Here is a 16,132-nt window from a genome sequence, read left to right as displayed (position 1 = left end):
CGAACATGATTAGCAATACCGAGTTCACGCCATAAACGTGCAGTCATCATGATCAGTTCCGCATCGACATCTGGCCCATCAATACCAAAGACTTCCACACCGCATTGATGAAATTGACGATAACGACCCTTTTGTGGCCGCTCGTGACGGAACATTGGCCCCATGTACCATAAGCGTTGTTCTTGGTTATACAGTAGGCCATTTTCAATCCCAGAACGAACACAACCAGCCGTTCCCTCTGGACGCAGCGTTAAGCTATCCCCATTGCGATCTTCAAAAGTGTACATCTCTTTTTCAACCACATCGGTCACTTCGCCAATCGCACGGCTAAATAGATGAGTCATCTCAACGATCGGCATACGCACTTCACTGTAGCCGTATGCGCTGATCACGTTTTTTACTACGCCTTCCACTTTTTGCCAAAGCGGAGACTGAGTTGGGAGGCAGTCGTTCATACCTCGAATTGCTTGAATAGTCTTTGCCACTGTACTTACCGTAATATCGTTGAGATTAATCTTGTTCGAGTTGCTGAATATCGATGCGATTGTTTGCATCTAATTGAGCGGCTTTGGCGCGAATTTTGGCTTCAAGTTGAGCAACGAGATCATCATTATCAAAACGCTCTTTTTGACGCACGCCATCTTCATAAAAGGCACTTTTTTTATTACTACCCGCAAGCCCTAAATGAGAAACTTCTGCTTCTCCGGGGCCATTGACTACACAGCCAATAATGGAAACATCCATCGGAGTTAAAACATCTTCTAATCGCTGTTCAAGTGCATTGACGGTGCCAATCACATCAAACTCTTGACGAGAACAGCTAGGACAAGCGATGAAGTTAATCCCTCGAGAGCGGATACGTAAAGATTTAAGAATATCAAACCCCACTTTGATCTCTTCAACTGGATTAGCCGCTAAAGAAATACGTAGCGTGTCACCAATCCCCTCCGCGAGTAACATACCTAAGCCAACCGCCGACTTGACTGAACCGGCACGAGCACCACCGGCTTCCGTAATGCCTAAATGCAGCGGCTGGTCAATTTTGGTCGCGAGTAATCGATAGGAATCAACAGCGAGAAAAACATCCGAGGCCTTTACACTAACTTTGAATTGATCGAAGTTTAGCCGATCAAGAATATCCACATGGCGCATTGCCGACTCGACGAGAGCTTCAGGAGTTGGCTCGCCATATTTCATCTGGATCTCTTTTTCTAGCGATCCACCATTTACGCCAATGCGAATTGGGATGCCTTTATCACGGGCACAATCAACCACCGAACGAATCCGATCCTCGTTGCCAATGTTACCAGGATTAATTCGCAAGCAGTCGACACCGTACTCTGCGACTTTTAGCGCAATACGGTAATCGAAATGAATGTCAGCCACTAAAGGAACCGAAACTTGCTGTTTAATCAGCCTAAATGCTTCTGCGGCATCCATTGTCGGAACCGATACCCGTACGATATCAGCGCCTACTTTTTCCAACGCTTTGATCTGAGCAACCGTGGCTGCTACATCGGTTGTTCTGGTGTTAGTCATGGATTGTACGGCGATGGGGGCACCATCGCCAATAGGTACATCACCCACATAAATACGTGTCGATGGGCGACGTTTGATAGGAGACTCGTATTGCATAATATTGTCTAAGGTAAGGTGAATCTAGCTACTTTACCTGAAGTATACCCAGAAAGGTCGATAGGTTCACTCGCAAATGTAACGGAAACGCCCTCAGGCGCACCAAGAATAACTTGTAGGGGTGTTTCTCCCTGTAAATTGACGGTTTGACCGGCTTTTTTTATTCCGGTCGATAACGTTTTCCCCGTAGCATCTTTAACTTGAATCCAACAATCTGCAGAAAAATGCATTGTAAGCAGATTATTGGGCACCGTTTCTACAGCGGTTATCGTTTGATCAGCAATAACTTGAGCTTCAGCGTCATCCTCAATGGAAGCAATGGGTTCAACAGGCTCAATTGCTTCAATATCACTCGTTGATGCCTCTTGCTCTTGCGCTTGAGTTAATTCGCTTACCGTAGCAAATTCAGAACTCGCCTCAACCACTGGTGGTGCAGTATCGATTTCATTTGAGTTGATAGGGAGATTATTGGCTGGTAACAAGCTGTCTTGCTGATTATTTTGCCACCACCAGAGTGAAGACATACCAATAATCACCAAAACAATAATCCAAGTAATGGTCATAATGCGATTATCGTGTTTAGCGCGCTTGGTCTTGCGAGAAAAACTCTGCATTTTTTGTTCTTGAGGCTCGGTTGCACAATTGGCTTCATAAGCATCCATAATATCGTGTTCATTAACACCCACGGCTCTCGCATAAGAACGCAGATAACCACGAATAAAGGTCGAGACTAAATCAGAATCAAACTGATTCTCTTCGATATTGCGAATAATAGCGACCCGCAAACGCAAACGATCAGCGATCTGCTTTTGGCTAAGCCCTAATGACTCACGCTTTTGTTTCAGTAAAGTTCCCGGTTGTATTAATGGCTTATTGTCGATGCTGTTGTCTTGTTCTGTGTTCATCCGCAGTACTAATCTCTTATGTTCTTGTTCACGTCACGTGCTTTGGCTTGTTTTTATATTGATTGTTCGTTGCGTAAAGCAAGCGTAACTTGAACAGGGAAAATTTAATGATCCTTTTTCACTTGCAAGCAATGACTTTGCTAAATAGCTCGCCATATTTTAATCAATAGGGCGAATAAGCGTTGTCCTAATCCCCAAGCGATTGGGATATCACGTATATTCTATTCGATATTAAACTCGAACGCAGTGTTAGAAATCATTCTAATGGATATTAAGCGCTAAACAACATTGATTTGGGAAAGAAATTACAGCTAGGTCAATATTTTTCGTTAAATTGACATGAAAACGTAACAAAAACACGCCCCAAACAGGGTCAATGTTAAAATAAGAGGATGATCATTGGACTTATTGGGACATCGGTATTCCCGATAAGGCAGAACTGAATCTGCCTTATCTCATAGATTAAATTGCTTTGACTGGAATCATTTGCTCTGCCTGTGCCTTCAATTTTGTCCGCTTAGTTCGGTCGATAACCTCTCCCACTAATTGTCCACATGCAGCATCAATATCATCGCCTCGCGTTTTACGGACTGTTACCGTATGTTCATATTGCATCAGCGTTTTTTGGAAACGATCAATCCTTGAATTGCTTGGTTTTTTATAAGGCGAACCAGGATAAGGGTTAAACGGGATTAAGTTGATCTTACAAGGCGTATCTTTCATTAATTGAGCCAGCTCATGCGCGTGCTCGGTGCCGTCATTAACATGATCAAGCAAGACATACTCTACCGTTACTTTGCCACGGTTAGCATTGGATGAAGCAATATAACGACGAACTGATGCCAAGAAATCTTGGATATTCCACCGATCATTGATCGGCATAATGTCGCTACGCAATTGATCATTGGGAGCATGTAAAGAAATCGCTAAGGCGACGTCAATTTGTCCCGTCATTTGATCGAGTCCAGACACCACACCAGAGGTCGAGACGGTGACACGGCGTTTTGATAACCCAAAGCCTAGATCGTCTAACATAATTTCTAACGCTGGAATCAGGTTTTTCATGTTCAACAGCGGTTCCCCCATCCCCATCATCACCACATTGGTAATAGGACGTCGGCCTGTTTCTTTTTCTAAACCGATTTCACGCGCAGCCCGCCAAACTTGGCCAATAATTTCAGATACACGTAGATTTCGGTTAAAACCTTGCTGAGCCGTTGAACAGAATTTACATTCTAATGCACAGCCAACTTGAGAAGAGACACACAAGGTGGCACGGTCTTCCTCTGGGATATAGACGGTTTCAACATCTTGATCTCCAACACGCATCGCCCATTTTATCGTTCCATCATTAGAGTGCTGAGCCTGAGAGACATAAGGGGCTTTAATTTCGCAATTTGCTTGTAATTTCTCGCGTAATGTCTTGTTGATATTGGTCATTTTTTCAAAGTCATCACAACCAAAGTGATAGATCCACTTCATGACTTGATCGGCACGAAAAGCTTTTTCACCTAACTCTTCAGCAAAATAGGTACGTAAGCCTTTACGATCAAAATCGAGTAGATTGACTTTTTGCATGGTCATGTGGCCTCTCAGAGATGGAACAAGAATTAAGGGCGCGAATTGTACAGCCTTTATGCAGTCGCGACAAGAGCCGAAAAACCTTGCCATAAGTAGGTGTTTGACACGTTATCCCTAGGGCCTGTTGACTAAACCTGATACACACAAAAGGCCCGATTACACCGAGGGCCTTTAAATAAAACGATTAAAAAATCAAGAATCTAATCGTAAGCAAATTTCACTTTCAGGAAAGAAAAACTCGATTTCACGCGCCGCTGACTCTGGGCTATCACTGCCATGCACCGAGTTATAACGCATACTCAAGGCATAATCAGCTCGTAACGTACCACAAGCAGCCTCTTCTGGGTTGGTAGTTCCCATTAAATCTCGATAGCGAGAAATCGCATTTTCTCCCTCAAGTACCTGAACCATGATCGGGCCAGATGTCATGAATTTTTTCAATTCATCAAAAAAGGGTTTGCCCTCATGCTCAGCATAAAAACCACTCGCTTGCTGTTCGGTTAAGTGCACCATTTTAGCAGCAATGATCCGTAGCCCTGCTTGCTCAATACGGTGATAAATTTCACCAATTAAGTTACGCTTTACTGCATCCGGTTTAATAATAGAAAATGTTTTTTCAAGAGCCATTGAATATCCTTCTAGTTCTTATCGTTATAAGAAGCCTAACTTAATAGGCTTCTATTTCCTTTGTGATAGGAAGATGAAAAATTATTTCGCCTGTTCTACTAGTAGCCGTGCAAGCGTTTTAACTCCCATCGCGGTTGCTCCAGCGGGCCATTTGTCACTCGCCGATTTACGATAAGTTCCAGCACAGTCAAAATGCAACCATCCTTGTTGATAATTATCAACAAAATAAGATAAGAATGCCGCTGCGGTACTCGCTCCTGGTGAGTAATCGCCCGATGAGATGTTAGATAAATCGGCGAAATTAGACGGTAGCATATCACGGTGAAATTCAGCTAAAGGCAAAGGCCATAAGCCTTCGTGCTCTTCTTTAGCGGCATTAAGAGCTTGATGCGCTAATGACTCATCAAAGCTAAGCATGGCATGGTAATCATTACCTAACGCATTTTTCGCCGCTCCGGTCAGCGTCGCACAATCAATAATGAGCGTAGGTTTTTGTTCTGAGGCATAAATAAGCCCATCAGCCAAAACCAAGCGTCCTTCGGCATCGGTATTCATGATTTCTACCGTTTTACCATTTTTATAAGTAATCACATCACCTAATTTCAGCGCTCGTCCAGAAACCATATTTTCAGCACAGCATAAAATCAGCTTAATTCTTTTATTTACGCCTCGCATCATCGCCAGCCCAAGAGCCCCTGTGATGGTCGCCGCTCCCCCCATATCTGATTTCATGGCAGACATAAAATTCGATGGTTTTAAACTGTAACCACCTGAATCAAATGTAATTCCCTTCCCGACGAGACAAGCGAAAACTGGCGCATTCTCATCACCTGTCGGGTTAAAATCTAATTGTAACATTGCAGAGGTGCGTTCTGAGCCTCGGCCTACTGCAAAAATACCTTCCCAGCCTTCCGTTAATAGATCTTTATCTTTAACGATACGATAAGAAACCTGCTCTGGCGCTAATGATTTGATAAATTCTGCGGCCATGGTCGCCAGTTGACGCGGGGCGACCTCTTCTGCGCTTTTATTGATGATGTCTCGTGTCCAATCGGCAACTTTAATACGAGCTTGCAACTCTGTTTGTGCGGTTTTTTCTAGCTCGCTCCATTCCAGTACATTCTTCTTCTTCGCATCACGATAGCCTTGATAGAATGCCCAAATGGTTTCAAGCGTCCACTCATTGCCTTGTAAAGATAGATGGCGTAATCCTTGATTATCAAATTTACGCGCCGCACGTTGAATGCTGTCAATATCATTGGCTGTCGTAAGATGGATGACAGCAGCTTGTTCGGAAAATGAAATCAGTGCTTTTTCTCCCCACTGAGGCAGGGCTGGTTCTAAACTAATTCGTACCGACATTGGTGTAGACATGGTTTCTCCTTGTCTTTTTATATGATGTTATTCCAAATACTCTTTATACCATTTTGACTTGCAGATGCAGTGATGTGGGCTGGGTTTGTTTATCCAATCATATAGTCGGTCTATGCTGATAGGGATAAACTCACTGGCCGAGAACCTGCCGCTCCAAGTCGTTTGGCGATATGATCGCTTTAGCCAATCACTGGACGATATTCTCGACCATACCAAATGATTCACTTTTAAAGGTACTTTTTCTGTAAAAAGTGGTTACTTGATAAAAAAACGGACCATCAGGCCCGCTTTTTAGCATACTCACTCGACTCAAATTTGAGCGTGGATTTTAATCTCGCTCATCCATCCAACACAGGATAATAGCTTCAAGAATTTTTTCATTTGAACGATCAGGATCATCATTAAAATCATCCAAATCTAAAATCCATTGGTGTAGATCAGTAAAGCGTACATTTTGAGGTTCGACATCAGGATATTGTTCACAAAGTTCAATGGCAATGTCCCGTGAGTCTGTCCATTTCATAACAAGCTCCCTAGTGTAATTCATCCCCTTTAGATAAAAAATGAGGGAATGAGCATAAATTAATGATCTTCTTTCGCGTGATTCAGTGAATATTTGGGAATTTCGATCACTAAATCTTCATCAGCCACTTTTGCTTGGCAACTCAAACGAGATTCGGGCTCTAACCCCCAAGCTTTATCTAACATATCATCTTCAAGCTCGTCACTCTCATCTAAAGAATCAAACCCTTCACGGATAACGACATGACAGGTAGTACAAGCACAAGATTTCTCACAAGCATGTTCAATATGAATACCATTTTTTAAGGCTACATCAAGCACACTTTCACCACGATTGGCATCCAAAACCGCACCATCGGGGCATAAAGTATCATGAGGCAATACGATAATTTTCGGCATATTTTTTCTCTCAAATTTCGTCAACAGAGTGGCCAGCTAATGCCGCTCGAATGGATTTATCCATACGACGGGAAGCAAACGCTTGGCTCACTTTATCCGTCTCTTTAATCCCTTGCTCAATGGCATCAGCGTCGTCGCCATTGCGAAGTTCAATGAGCGATTCTATGGCGACAAGTAATGTTTCACGCTCTTGAGCTGTCAATAGCTCGTCACCATCGGCTTGCATCGCGGCAATTAAGCCCTCAATCACCCGATCCGCTTCAACTTTTTGTTCAACCAGAGCCCGGGTTTGCATGTCTTCTTTAGCATAAGCCATCGACTCTTTTAGCATTTCAGCCACTTCGGTATCGCTTAAGCCGTAGGAAGGCTTAACTTGTATTTCAGCTTGAACCCCTGTGCTTTTTTCCATAGCGGTGACAGAGAGTAAGCCGTCCGCATCCACTTGGTAGGTCACTCGAATGTGAGCCGCACCAGCAGTCATTGGGGGAATGCCTTTTAATGAAAATCGAGCGAGTGACCGACAGTCATCCACCAACTCACGCTCTCCTTGCACGATATGGACGCTCATGGCCGTTTGTCCATCCTTAAATGTGGTAAATTCTTGGGCGCGAGCAACCGGAATGGTGGTATTCCGTGGAATGATTTTTTCCACCAATCCCCCCATGGTTTCAATGCCTAATGAGAGGGGAATAACATCCAATAGCAACATTTCTGCATCGGGTTTATTACCGACTAATATGTCAGCTTGAATCGCAGCGCCAATCGAGACCACTTCATCCGGGTTAATCTCGGTAAGAGGGGGGCGACCAAAAAATTCCCCCACTAATTCTCGAACTAATGGTGTACGGGTTGATCCACCAACCATGACCACTTGCAAGACCTCTTTCGCACTGACCTGAGCATCTTTCAATGCCCGACGACACGACAGTAGCGTTTTTTTGATCAGTGGTTGGATCAACTCATTTAACGTGCTGCGCGTTAGCTCTCCTTGCCAACCGAAAACTTCGATATTGGTTTTATCTTGCTCAGTTAAGGCGATTTTTGCTTGCGTTGCGGTATCGAGCAACACTCGGCGTCTATCCGCACTCAGTGGTGCGGATAAGCCAATTTCGGTTTGCAAATATTCGGCAATAAGGTGGTCGAAATCATCACCACCTAAAGCGGAATCGCCCCCCGTTGCTAAGACTTCGAACACACCTTTTGATAAGCGTAAAATCGAAATATCAAAGGTTCCACCACCTAAATCATAAACGGCAATAACGCCTTCTTGGCCAGAGTCTAGCCCATAAGCGATTGCCGCAGCGGTCGGCTCATTGAGTAGGCGTAAAACGTGTAATCCAGCGAGATTGGCCGCGTCTTTGGTGCCTGCCCGCTGAGCATCATCAAAGTATGCTGGAACCGTAATCACTACCCCTGCCAGTTCACCACCTAAGTGATTCTGTGCTCGCTCAGCGAGCTTTTTCAAAATGTCGGCAGAGACTTGAATCGGATTTTTATCCCCTTGTGGGGTTTGAATCATAGGTAAACCTTGTTCACTCGATTTAAAGTGATAAGGCAATTGGGTATAACGGGTTTCGATATCTTTTAGCGAACGACCAATCAGACGTTTCACCGAGATGATGGTATGCGCAGGATCATGCTCTGCATGCTCACGCGCAACATCACCAACCAACGTCTGTTCATGAGCGTAATGCACAACCGAAGGTAGAATCTTCCGGCCTTGTTCATCGGCTAAAGGCGTCGCAATGCCGCTTCGAACAGAGGCGACTAGAGAGTTAGTTGTCCCCAAGTCGATCCCCGCGGCCAATTTATGTTGGTGAGGGGCCGAACTTTGACCGGGTTCTGCAATTTGAAGTAATGCCATGGATCGGTCCTTTTATTTGAATTAGCCGAGCAGTTTTTCTTCGACTCGTTCTATTTCAGTTTTTAATTTGGCAATAAATTTTAATTTACGGACAGTATCAGCGGCCTGCTGCCACTGTTCGCTATTTAGTTCAAGCTCGACCTGTTGTAAATGCGCTTGATAAGACTGTGTAACTTGGGTTTCAAAAGCCCATAGTGCATCTTCATTGGGAGCTTGTGCTAATAATTCCAGCTCTTCCCTTAGTTCCATTTGTTCCATCAAAAAGTGGGCGTCTTGCAAGGTTTGCTGTTCTCCGGCTAAGGTTATGTCATATTGCGTTAGCAAATATTCAGCACGAGCAATTGGATTTTTCAATACTTGATAAGCATCGTTAATTTCGGTCGCTTTTTGTACCGCCATCAGACGATCACGCTCAGATGCGGTTGCAAAATTATCTGGGTGAAATCGTTTTTGCAACTCACGGAACTGAGAAGAAAGAAGGCTACCATCCAGTTGATACTGAGTTGGTAGCCCAAATAGTTCAAAATAATTCATTAGTTTTTGGTCCTTCTACCGTCGCTAACGCTGGATCAATGGATGGCGTTTCTCTTATGCCCTAAAAAAGTATCTGATGACTTATTGATGATCAAACTAACGGTGTCTGCCATTAAACATTGAAGCTTTCCCCACAACCACATTCACTTTTTGCATTCGGATTATTGAATTCAAAGCCTTCATTCAAGCCTTCTTTTTTATAATCAAGTTCAGTGCCATCTAGATAGACTAAACTTTTCGCATCAATAATCACTTTGACTCCGTGATCTTCGAAAACTTGATCATCTTCGTTTAGCTCATCAACAAATTCGAGCACATACGCCATACCTGAGCATCCTGTCGTTTTCACTCCTAAGCGTAAACCGAGCCCTTTTCCTCGGCTATCTAGAAATGATTGAACTCGATTTGCTGCGGTTTCTGTTAACGTTATGGCCATACTACAACCTTGCTGGTCAATGAATAAAAGAGTAGGAGCAGAAACTCTGCTCCTAAATAAATGACTATTGGTGTTTTTTCTTATAATCGGCAACGGCCGCTTTAATCGCATCTTCAGCTAAAATAGAACAATGCACTTTTACCGGTGGTAGTTCTAACTCTTCTGCGATTTCGGCATTTTTAATCGATGCCGCTTCATCGATTGATTTCCCTTTGACCCATTCAGTGACTAAGGAACTCGATGCGATAGCACTACCGCATCCATAAGTTTTAAATTTTGCATCTTCAATAATGCCTTCAGGAGACACTTTGATTTGCAGTCGCATCACATCACCACAGGCGGGGGCACCAACCATACCGCTCCCGATGGATGGATCTTCTTTATCAAAAGAACCAACGTTACGTGGATTCTCGTAGTGATCAATAACTTTTTCGCTGTATGCCATGATAGTTACCTCGCATCCTCTATACTGGTGGAATAATTAGTGATGAGCCCACTCAACACTGTTTAAATCCACTCCTTCTTTATACATATCCCATAGAGGAGACATGTCGCGTAGTTTATTTACCGCGACACGAATTAATTCGATCGCGTAGTCTATCTCTTCTTCTGTCGTAAAACGACCGAATGAGAAACGAATAGAGCTGTGTGCTAATTCATCATCTAAACCTAAGGCACGTAAGACGTAGGAAGGTTCTAAGCTGGCAGAAGTACACGCACTACCAGAAGATACCGCTAGATCTTTTAATGCCATTAACAAGGATTCACCTTCGACAAAGGCAAAACTGATATTGAGGTTATGAGGAACTCGCTGGTCGAGATCACCATTAATGGTTACCGCTTCCATCTCTTTCACACCATTCAATAACCGTTCACGAAGCGTCTTTGCATGATCATAGTCTTGCTTCATCTCTAGCTTGGCAATACGGAACGCTTCGCCCATACCAACGATTTGATGGGTTGGTAAGGTTCCCGAACGAAAACCACGTTCATGACCGCCACCGTGCATTTGCGCTTCAAGTCGAATGCGTGGTTTGCGACGAATATATAATGCGCCAATCCCTTTGGGGCCATAAATTTTATGTGCTGATAATGAAATTAAATCAACTTTCATCGCCTGAACATCAATGGCAATTTTACCTGCTGATTGAGCAGCGTCGACATGAAAAATGATTTTCCGTGAGCGACATAACTCACCAATGGCAGCAATATCTTGAATCACGCCAATTTCATTATTAACATGCATAATCGACACAAGAATTGTGTCATCACGCATGGCTTCAGCTAATTTATTTATATCGATTAAGCCGTTACTTTCCGGCTCAAGGTAAGTAACTTCAAACCCTTCACGTTCCAATTGGCGAGTGGTATCAAGAACTGCCTTATGCTCGGTTTTACATGTAATAATATGCTTACCTTGCTTTGCATAAAAATGCGCAGCACCTTTAATCGCTAAATTATCAGATTCGGTTGCACCGGACGTAAAAACAATTTCACGCGGATCCGCATTCAATAGATCAGCGATTTGCTCACGAGCCGTATCGACAGCCTCTTCTGCCTGCCAGCCATAACGATGCGATCGCGACGCTGGGTTACCAAACGTTCCATCCATCGTCATGTACTGAACCATCTTTTCAGCAACCCGAGGATCTACAGGGCATGTTGCTGAATAGTCTAAATAAATAGGCAGTTTCATTTTCTACTCCAGTGTAAAACATTGCCGCTATGAGCGAACGTTAAGGCCAAGGGGGGCGGCACCAATCGTGACAGATTTAGAATTTTTATGGCCGAACCCTTGGTTAACCGAAAGGTCCATACCTTGTCGGTCGGAAATTTGTAAGACTTCATTATCCATCATTAACTCACCAAGAGTGATGTTATTTAAGAAGTCACTAATACGTGAGCTTAAATCACGCCATAATGTGTGGGTAAGACAGCGCATGCCACCTTGGCAATCACCTCTACCGCTACATTTTGTCGCATCAACCGACTCATCAACCGCAGCAATTACAATACCAATTGAAATGGTGTCGGCATCAGCACCTAATCGATAACCGCCGCCAGGGCCTCGGACACTAGCAACCAAGCCTGCTTTACGCAATTTAGAAAATAGCTGCTCTAAATACGACAGCGAAATGCCTTGCCGTTCAGAAATATCCGCTAATGGTACTGGGGTTTGCTGCGAATGTAGAGCCACATCTAACATGGCTGTCACCGCGTATCTTCCTTTAGATGTAAGTCTCATATCACACTGTATCCACATTGACTATGTAGAATACATTCTTTCATACCTGACTAAATTGGTCAAGTATTTAGTTGACCAATTTAGTCAGGTATTTAACCCCTTCAATTTAGTGGTCATAATCATTGCGACTTATCGATTAACGACTTTTCTACTGCGGTCAGAATTCCTCTTAAAATATTAATTTCTTGAGATTCAGGACGCGCTCGACTAAATAAACGTCGCAACTTATTCATCACCTGACCCGGTTGTTGAAGAGAGATAAAATCGGTTGTTAACAGCACAGTTTCTAAATGCTGATAAAACATTTCCAGCTCTTTATGTCGAGGGTAATCCACCTCACTCGGCGGAGAAAACTGTGTTTGCTGTTGAGTTAAATAAGCGACGCGAATCTCATAGCATATCGTTTGAACGGCCATTGCTAAATTCAATGAGCTGTATTCAGGGTTGGCAGGGATACACACATGATAATGGCAACGTTGCAGCTCTTCATTGGTTAACCCTGTCCGTTCACGCCCAAAAACGACGGCAACCGAGTGGTTTTTTCCTTCAATTGCAAATTTTTTACCACACTGACGAGGTGTGAGCATCGGCCATTCTAAGGTTCGAGAACGTGCACTACTTCCCACGACTAACGGACAATCCTCGACGGCTTCACTCAAGGTTTTGGTCACCTTTGCGTTGAGTGCTATATCACTCGCTCCGGCCGCTAAAGCCATTGCTTGGGCATCAATTTCACATTGCGGATCAACCAAAACCAGTTGACTCAATCCCATCACTTTCATAGCTCTAGCAGCTGAACCAATATTTCCAGAATGAGAAGTTCCAACTAAAACGACTTTTACATTATCTAACATAAGATGAACAGAGCCTATTGAATATACCTAAACAACTTTTTAATCCACGAATTGATTTAGTGATGCATCTCACTTCAAGTTACTGTTCGATGATGAATAACGCGATTTTTATCAGCATCGATAAACGCGATAATTGAAGAACAGCCACATCTGCAACACATACCAGCAGAAAAGGCATCAAGTCGCTTAGATTTAATCGCCATAGCCTAACATAAACTTGACTAAAATGGTCAGACCCTTTCTCTCTTTATGCATTGGTCGAGCAAAAAATAACCACTTCCTTTTTGTCGTAGTTTTGCTATACTCCGCTCCGCTTTTTCGTTCTTTAACATCCGTTGGGAAACTCGTATGCATCCTATGCTAAATATTGCTATTCGCGCAGCGCGAAAAGCAGGCAATCATATTGCTAAATCTCTAGAAAATGCTGACAAAATTGAATCCATTCAAAAAGGCACCAATGACTTTGTTACTAATGTAGACAAAGAAGCCGAAGCAATGATCATTGCCACCATTCAAAGCTCTTATCCTGAACACTGTATCGTGGCAGAAGAAAGCGGTCTTATCGAAGGTAAAGATAAAGACGTACAATGGATCATCGACCCACTGGATGGCACCACTAACTTTGTGAAAGGTTTACCACATTTCGCTGTTTCAATTGCGGTACGCATGAAAGGCAGAACTGAAGTGGCATGTGTTTATGACCCGATGTTAAATGAGTTATTTACTGCTCAACGTGGCTCTGGTGCTCAATTAAATAATGCTCGTATTCGCGTTAAACCGCTAAAAGATCTCCAAGGTGCTGTACTCGCCACCGGTTTCCCATTTAAGCAAAAACAACATTCAGAATCTTATATCAACATCGTTTCTTCACTCTTTGTCGAGTGTGCTGATTTTCGTCGTACAGGCTCTGCAGCATTGGATCTTTGCTACCTAGCCTCAAACCGTGTTGATGGCTATTTTGAGCTTGGATTAAAACCATGGGACATGGCCGCTGGCGAATTGATTGCTCGTGAAGCGGGGGCAATTTTGACTGATTTCGCAGGCGGTACTAACTACATGCAATCAGGTAATATCGTTGGCTCAAGTCCACGAGGCGTGAAGGCTCTGCTTCAGCATATCCGAGACAATGGTAATAGTGCGATTTTAAAATAACGACACCGAAGGCTATAACAAAAAACCGCTGCACAAGTCAGCGGTTTTTTTATCGTTATCTGTTATGCTCGATTACGGTAACTCATCGAGTTGTGCACCTTCTTTTTCTACCTGCTGAGGTAGAAGATGTTCACGCGTAATCCCTAGCTTCAAGGATAAGGCAGAAGCAACATAGATGGAGGAATAAGTCCCCACGGTAATACCGAGCAACAACGCCGTCGCAAAACCATGAATATTCGCCCCACCTTGGACAAACAGAGCAATAACAACAAATAAGGTCGTCCCAGAGGTAATTAAGGTTCGACTTAACGTCTGAGTAATCGAGTTATTAATAACCTCTACGGGTTCACCTTTACGGAGTTTGCGAAAGTTTTCTCGAATCCGGTCAAATACAACGATGGTATCATTCAATGAATAACCAACGACCGTTAGCAACGCCGCCACAATGGTCAGATCAATTTCGATTTGAAGGAACGAGAAAATACCGAGCGTAATCATCACATCGTGAGCAAGTGAAAGTACCGCACCAGACGCAAGACGCCACTCAAAACGCATCGAGACATAAAGCAAAATACAGATCAATGAAGCGAGGATTGCCAATCCTCCCGCCTCTGCGAGTTCATCGCCAACATTCGGCCCAACGAATTCAATACGTCGCATGTCGACATGCTCACCAGTACCTTCTTCAATCGCACTGAGGATTTGATTACCCAGCGTTTCGCCAGCAATACCTTCCCGTGGGCGTAAACGAACCATGACATCGCGTGCTGAACCAAAGTTTTGCACCGTGGCATCGCCAAACCCCTTCGCCTCTAGTGCATCACGAATTTGATCTAAATGTGCGGGCTGCTCAAAACCCACCTCAATCAGAGTCCCCCCCGTGAAATCTAACCCCCAATTTAATCCCTTCGTCGCTAAGGTAAAAATCGAGGCTCCAATCATTAGTAATGATAAGAGAAACGTAAGTTTCGACCAACGCATAAAGTCGATCGTTTTCTCTGCTTTAAGAATTTGAAACATAATGATTCCTAGCCTTAGATCGACAATTTGTTGATACGTTTACCGCCATACAATAAATTGACAATACAACGAGTGCCAATAATTGCAGTAAACATGGAGGTTAAAATACCGATAGACAGCGTCACCGCAAAACCTTTAATCGCGCCAGTACCCACAGCAAACAAGATAATCGCTGTGATTAGCGTGGTAATGTTAGCATCCGCAATGGTACTAAAGGCATTCGCATACCCTTGGTGAATCGCTTGCTGAGGATTACGACCTTCCCGTAGCTCTTCTCGAATACGCTCGAAGATAAGTACGTTTGCATCCACCGCCATACCGACCGTTAAAACGATACCCGCAATACCCGGTAAGGTCATGGTTGCGCCCGGAATCATCGACATCACACCGATAATTAACACAAGGTTTGAAACCAAAGCCACGTTAGCAATTAAGCCAAATTTACGATAGTAAAGCGCGGTAAAGATCATCACCGCCAACAAACCCCAAACACAGGCTTGAATGCCCATATCAATGTTTTGCTGCCCCATTGAAGGGCCAATCGTTCGTTCTTCGACAATCGAAATCGGTGCGATCAAGGCACCAGCACGCAGTAGCAACGCTAAGTTATGCGCTTCTGAAACAGAATCAATTCCGGTAATTCGGAACTTGCGACCTAATGCCGACTGAATCGTCGCTTGGTTAATCACCTCTTCGTGTTTTTCAAGAATGACTTTACCATCGGCATGACGTTCGCCACTGTCTTTATATTCAGCAAAGACGGTCGCCATTAGCTTGCCAATATTATTTCTTGAAAATGCGGCCATTTTACTACCGCCTTCACTATCAAGAGAAATATTCACCTGAGGACGACCATATTCATCGTTACTAGAACTCGCATCGGTAATACTTGAACCACCTAAAATTACCCGTCTTTTTAATACGACTGGGCGACCATCTCGGTCAAATTTCACCTCGCTCCCAGCTGGCACACGCCCTGCTGCT

The 16,132-nt window shown here is 43.7% G+C and carries 18 protein-coding genes; 1 reads left to right on the top strand and 17 read right to left on the bottom strand.

What is annotated here, in order from left to right:
* The 15 genes from B7C60_RS19180 to trmJ all read right to left on the bottom strand — a co-directional run.
* A partial coding sequence (locus tag B7C60_RS19180) for a histidine--tRNA ligase (protein ID WP_245869352.1) occupies positions 1-485 on the bottom strand: 485 nt, incomplete at its 3' end.
* Positions 486-510: 25 nt separating this feature from the next.
* On the bottom strand, positions 511-1,635 hold the full coding sequence (ispG, locus tag B7C60_RS12395; protein WP_099611909.1) for a flavodoxin-dependent (E)-4-hydroxy-3-methylbut-2-enyl-diphosphate synthase: 1,125 nt from the start codon (positions 1,633-1,635) through the stop codon (positions 511-513).
* 8 nt (positions 1,636-1,643) lie between these two features.
* Positions 1,644-2,540 carry a RodZ domain-containing protein gene (locus B7C60_RS12390; RefSeq protein ID WP_099611908.1) on the bottom strand — a complete coding sequence of 299 codons (897 nt, stop codon included), beginning with the start codon at positions 2,538-2,540 and terminating at the stop codon, positions 1,644-1,646.
* Positions 2,541-3,002: 462 nt separating this feature from the next.
* The gene (gene rlmN / locus B7C60_RS12385) at positions 3,003-4,124 is read right to left on the bottom strand and encodes a dual-specificity RNA methyltransferase RlmN (protein WP_099611907.1); all 1,122 of its coding nucleotides are present in this window, start codon (positions 4,122-4,124) and stop codon (positions 3,003-3,005) included.
* A gap of 189 nt (positions 4,125-4,313) precedes the next feature.
* Complete coding sequence (ndk, locus tag B7C60_RS12380; RefSeq protein WP_099611906.1) at positions 4,314-4,748, bottom strand: nucleoside-diphosphate kinase; 435 nt, start codon at positions 4,746-4,748, stop codon at positions 4,314-4,316.
* Between the two features lie 81 nt (positions 4,749-4,829).
* Entirely contained in the window at positions 4,830-6,122 is a 1,293-nt protein-coding gene (gene pepB, locus B7C60_RS12375; RefSeq protein ID WP_099611905.1) for an aminopeptidase PepB, read from the bottom strand.
* Between the two features lie 328 nt (positions 6,123-6,450).
* A complete protein-coding gene (gene iscX, locus B7C60_RS12370) occupies positions 6,451-6,645 on the bottom strand; it encodes a Fe-S cluster assembly protein IscX (protein WP_099611904.1) in 195 nt (64 codons plus the stop codon).
* Between the two features lie 59 nt (positions 6,646-6,704).
* Entirely contained in the window at positions 6,705-7,043 is a 339-nt protein-coding gene (fdx, locus tag B7C60_RS12365) for an ISC system 2Fe-2S type ferredoxin (RefSeq protein ID WP_099611903.1), read from the bottom strand.
* A gap of 10 nt (positions 7,044-7,053) precedes the next feature.
* Positions 7,054-8,907, bottom strand: a complete 1,854-nt coding sequence (gene hscA / locus B7C60_RS12360; protein ID WP_099611902.1) for a Fe-S protein assembly chaperone HscA — start codon at positions 8,905-8,907, stop codon at positions 7,054-7,056.
* Positions 8,908-8,928: 21 nt separating this feature from the next.
* Positions 8,929-9,441, bottom strand: coding sequence for a co-chaperone HscB (hscB, locus tag B7C60_RS12355; protein ID WP_099611901.1), 513 nt, complete (start codon positions 9,439-9,441; stop codon positions 8,929-8,931).
* Positions 9,442-9,553: 112 nt separating this feature from the next.
* Entirely contained in the window at positions 9,554-9,877 is a 324-nt protein-coding gene (iscA, locus tag B7C60_RS12350; protein WP_099611900.1) for an iron-sulfur cluster assembly protein IscA, read from the bottom strand.
* A gap of 64 nt (positions 9,878-9,941) precedes the next feature.
* On the bottom strand, positions 9,942-10,322 hold the full coding sequence (gene iscU / locus B7C60_RS12345; protein ID WP_099611899.1) for a Fe-S cluster assembly scaffold IscU: 381 nt from the start codon (positions 10,320-10,322) through the stop codon (positions 9,942-9,944).
* A gap of 36 nt (positions 10,323-10,358) precedes the next feature.
* Positions 10,359-11,573 (bottom strand): IscS subfamily cysteine desulfurase, encoded by a 1,215-nt coding sequence (locus B7C60_RS12340; RefSeq protein WP_099611898.1) that lies wholly within the window; start codon positions 11,571-11,573, stop codon positions 10,359-10,361.
* 27 nt (positions 11,574-11,600) lie between these two features.
* Positions 11,601-12,122, bottom strand: coding sequence for a Fe-S cluster assembly transcriptional regulator IscR (gene iscR / locus B7C60_RS12335; protein ID WP_099611897.1), 522 nt, complete (start codon positions 12,120-12,122; stop codon positions 11,601-11,603).
* Positions 12,123-12,241: 119 nt separating this feature from the next.
* Positions 12,242-12,976 carry a tRNA (cytosine(32)/uridine(32)-2'-O)-methyltransferase TrmJ gene (gene trmJ, locus B7C60_RS12330; RefSeq protein WP_099611896.1) on the bottom strand — a complete coding sequence of 245 codons (735 nt, stop codon included), beginning with the start codon at positions 12,974-12,976 and terminating at the stop codon, positions 12,242-12,244.
* A gap of 348 nt (positions 12,977-13,324) precedes the next feature.
* Here trmJ and suhB point away from each other — a divergent pair, with 348 nt between their 5' ends.
* Positions 13,325-14,128 (top strand): inositol-1-monophosphatase, encoded by an 804-nt coding sequence (gene suhB / locus B7C60_RS12325; protein ID WP_099611895.1) that lies wholly within the window; start codon positions 13,325-13,327, stop codon positions 14,126-14,128.
* A 72-nt stretch (positions 14,129-14,200) separates the two neighbouring features.
* Here the strand turns inward: suhB and secF are convergent, their stop codons facing one another.
* Positions 14,201-15,148 carry a protein translocase subunit SecF gene (secF, locus tag B7C60_RS12320; protein ID WP_099611894.1) on the bottom strand — a complete coding sequence of 316 codons (948 nt, stop codon included), beginning with the start codon at positions 15,146-15,148 and terminating at the stop codon, positions 14,201-14,203.
* A gap of 14 nt (positions 15,149-15,162) precedes the next feature.
* On the bottom strand, positions 15,163-16,132 hold a 970-nt coding region (gene secD, locus B7C60_RS19175; RefSeq protein WP_245869348.1), incomplete at its 5' end, for a protein translocase subunit SecD.

Origin of the sequence: Vibrio fujianensis, assembly GCF_002749895.1 — a bacterium.
GTDB lineage: Bacteria > Pseudomonadota > Gammaproteobacteria > Enterobacterales > Vibrionaceae > Vibrio > Vibrio fujianensis.
This window is presented reverse-complemented; position numbering and strand designations above follow the sequence as displayed.

Excerpts from the sequence above, each read along its gene's own strand:
- ispG (WP_099611909.1), bottom strand. The coding sequence starts at position 1,635 with ATGCAATACGAGTCTCCTATCAAACGTCGCCCATCGACACGTATTTAT.
- B7C60_RS12390 (WP_099611908.1), bottom strand. The coding sequence starts at position 2,540 with ATGAACACAGAACAAGACAACAGCATCGACAATAAGCCATTAATACAA.
- rlmN (WP_099611907.1), bottom strand. The coding sequence starts at position 4,124 with ATGACCATGCAAAAAGTCAATCTACTCGATTTTGATCGTAAAGGCTTA.
- ndk (WP_099611906.1), bottom strand. The coding sequence starts at position 4,748 with ATGGCTCTTGAAAAAACATTTTCTATTATTAAACCGGATGCAGTAAAG.
- pepB (WP_099611905.1), bottom strand. The coding sequence starts at position 6,122 with ATGTCTACACCAATGTCGGTACGAATTAGTTTAGAACCAGCCCTGCCT.
- iscX (WP_099611904.1), bottom strand. The coding sequence starts at position 6,645 with ATGAAATGGACAGACTCACGGGACATTGCCATTGAACTTTGTGAACAA.
- fdx (WP_099611903.1), bottom strand. The coding sequence starts at position 7,043 with ATGCCGAAAATTATCGTATTGCCTCATGATACTTTATGCCCCGATGGT.
- hscA (WP_099611902.1), bottom strand. The coding sequence starts at position 8,907 with ATGGCATTACTTCAAATTGCAGAACCCGGTCAAAGTTCGGCCCCTCAC.
- hscB (WP_099611901.1), bottom strand. The coding sequence starts at position 9,441 with ATGAATTATTTTGAACTATTTGGGCTACCAACTCAGTATCAACTGGAT.
- iscA (WP_099611900.1), bottom strand. The coding sequence starts at position 9,877 with ATGGCCATAACGTTAACAGAAACCGCAGCAAATCGAGTTCAATCATTT.
- iscU (WP_099611899.1), bottom strand. The coding sequence starts at position 10,322 with ATGGCATACAGCGAAAAAGTTATTGATCACTACGAGAATCCACGTAAC.
- B7C60_RS12340 (WP_099611898.1), bottom strand. The coding sequence starts at position 11,573 with ATGAAACTGCCTATTTATTTAGACTATTCAGCAACATGCCCTGTAGAT.
- iscR (WP_099611897.1), bottom strand. The coding sequence starts at position 12,122 with ATGAGACTTACATCTAAAGGAAGATACGCGGTGACAGCCATGTTAGAT.
- trmJ (WP_099611896.1), bottom strand. The coding sequence starts at position 12,976 with ATGTTAGATAATGTAAAAGTCGTTTTAGTTGGAACTTCTCATTCTGGA.
- suhB (WP_099611895.1), top strand. The coding sequence starts at position 13,325 with ATGCATCCTATGCTAAATATTGCTATTCGCGCAGCGCGAAAAGCAGGC.
- secF (WP_099611894.1), bottom strand. The coding sequence starts at position 15,148 with ATGTTTCAAATTCTTAAAGCAGAGAAAACGATCGACTTTATGCGTTGG.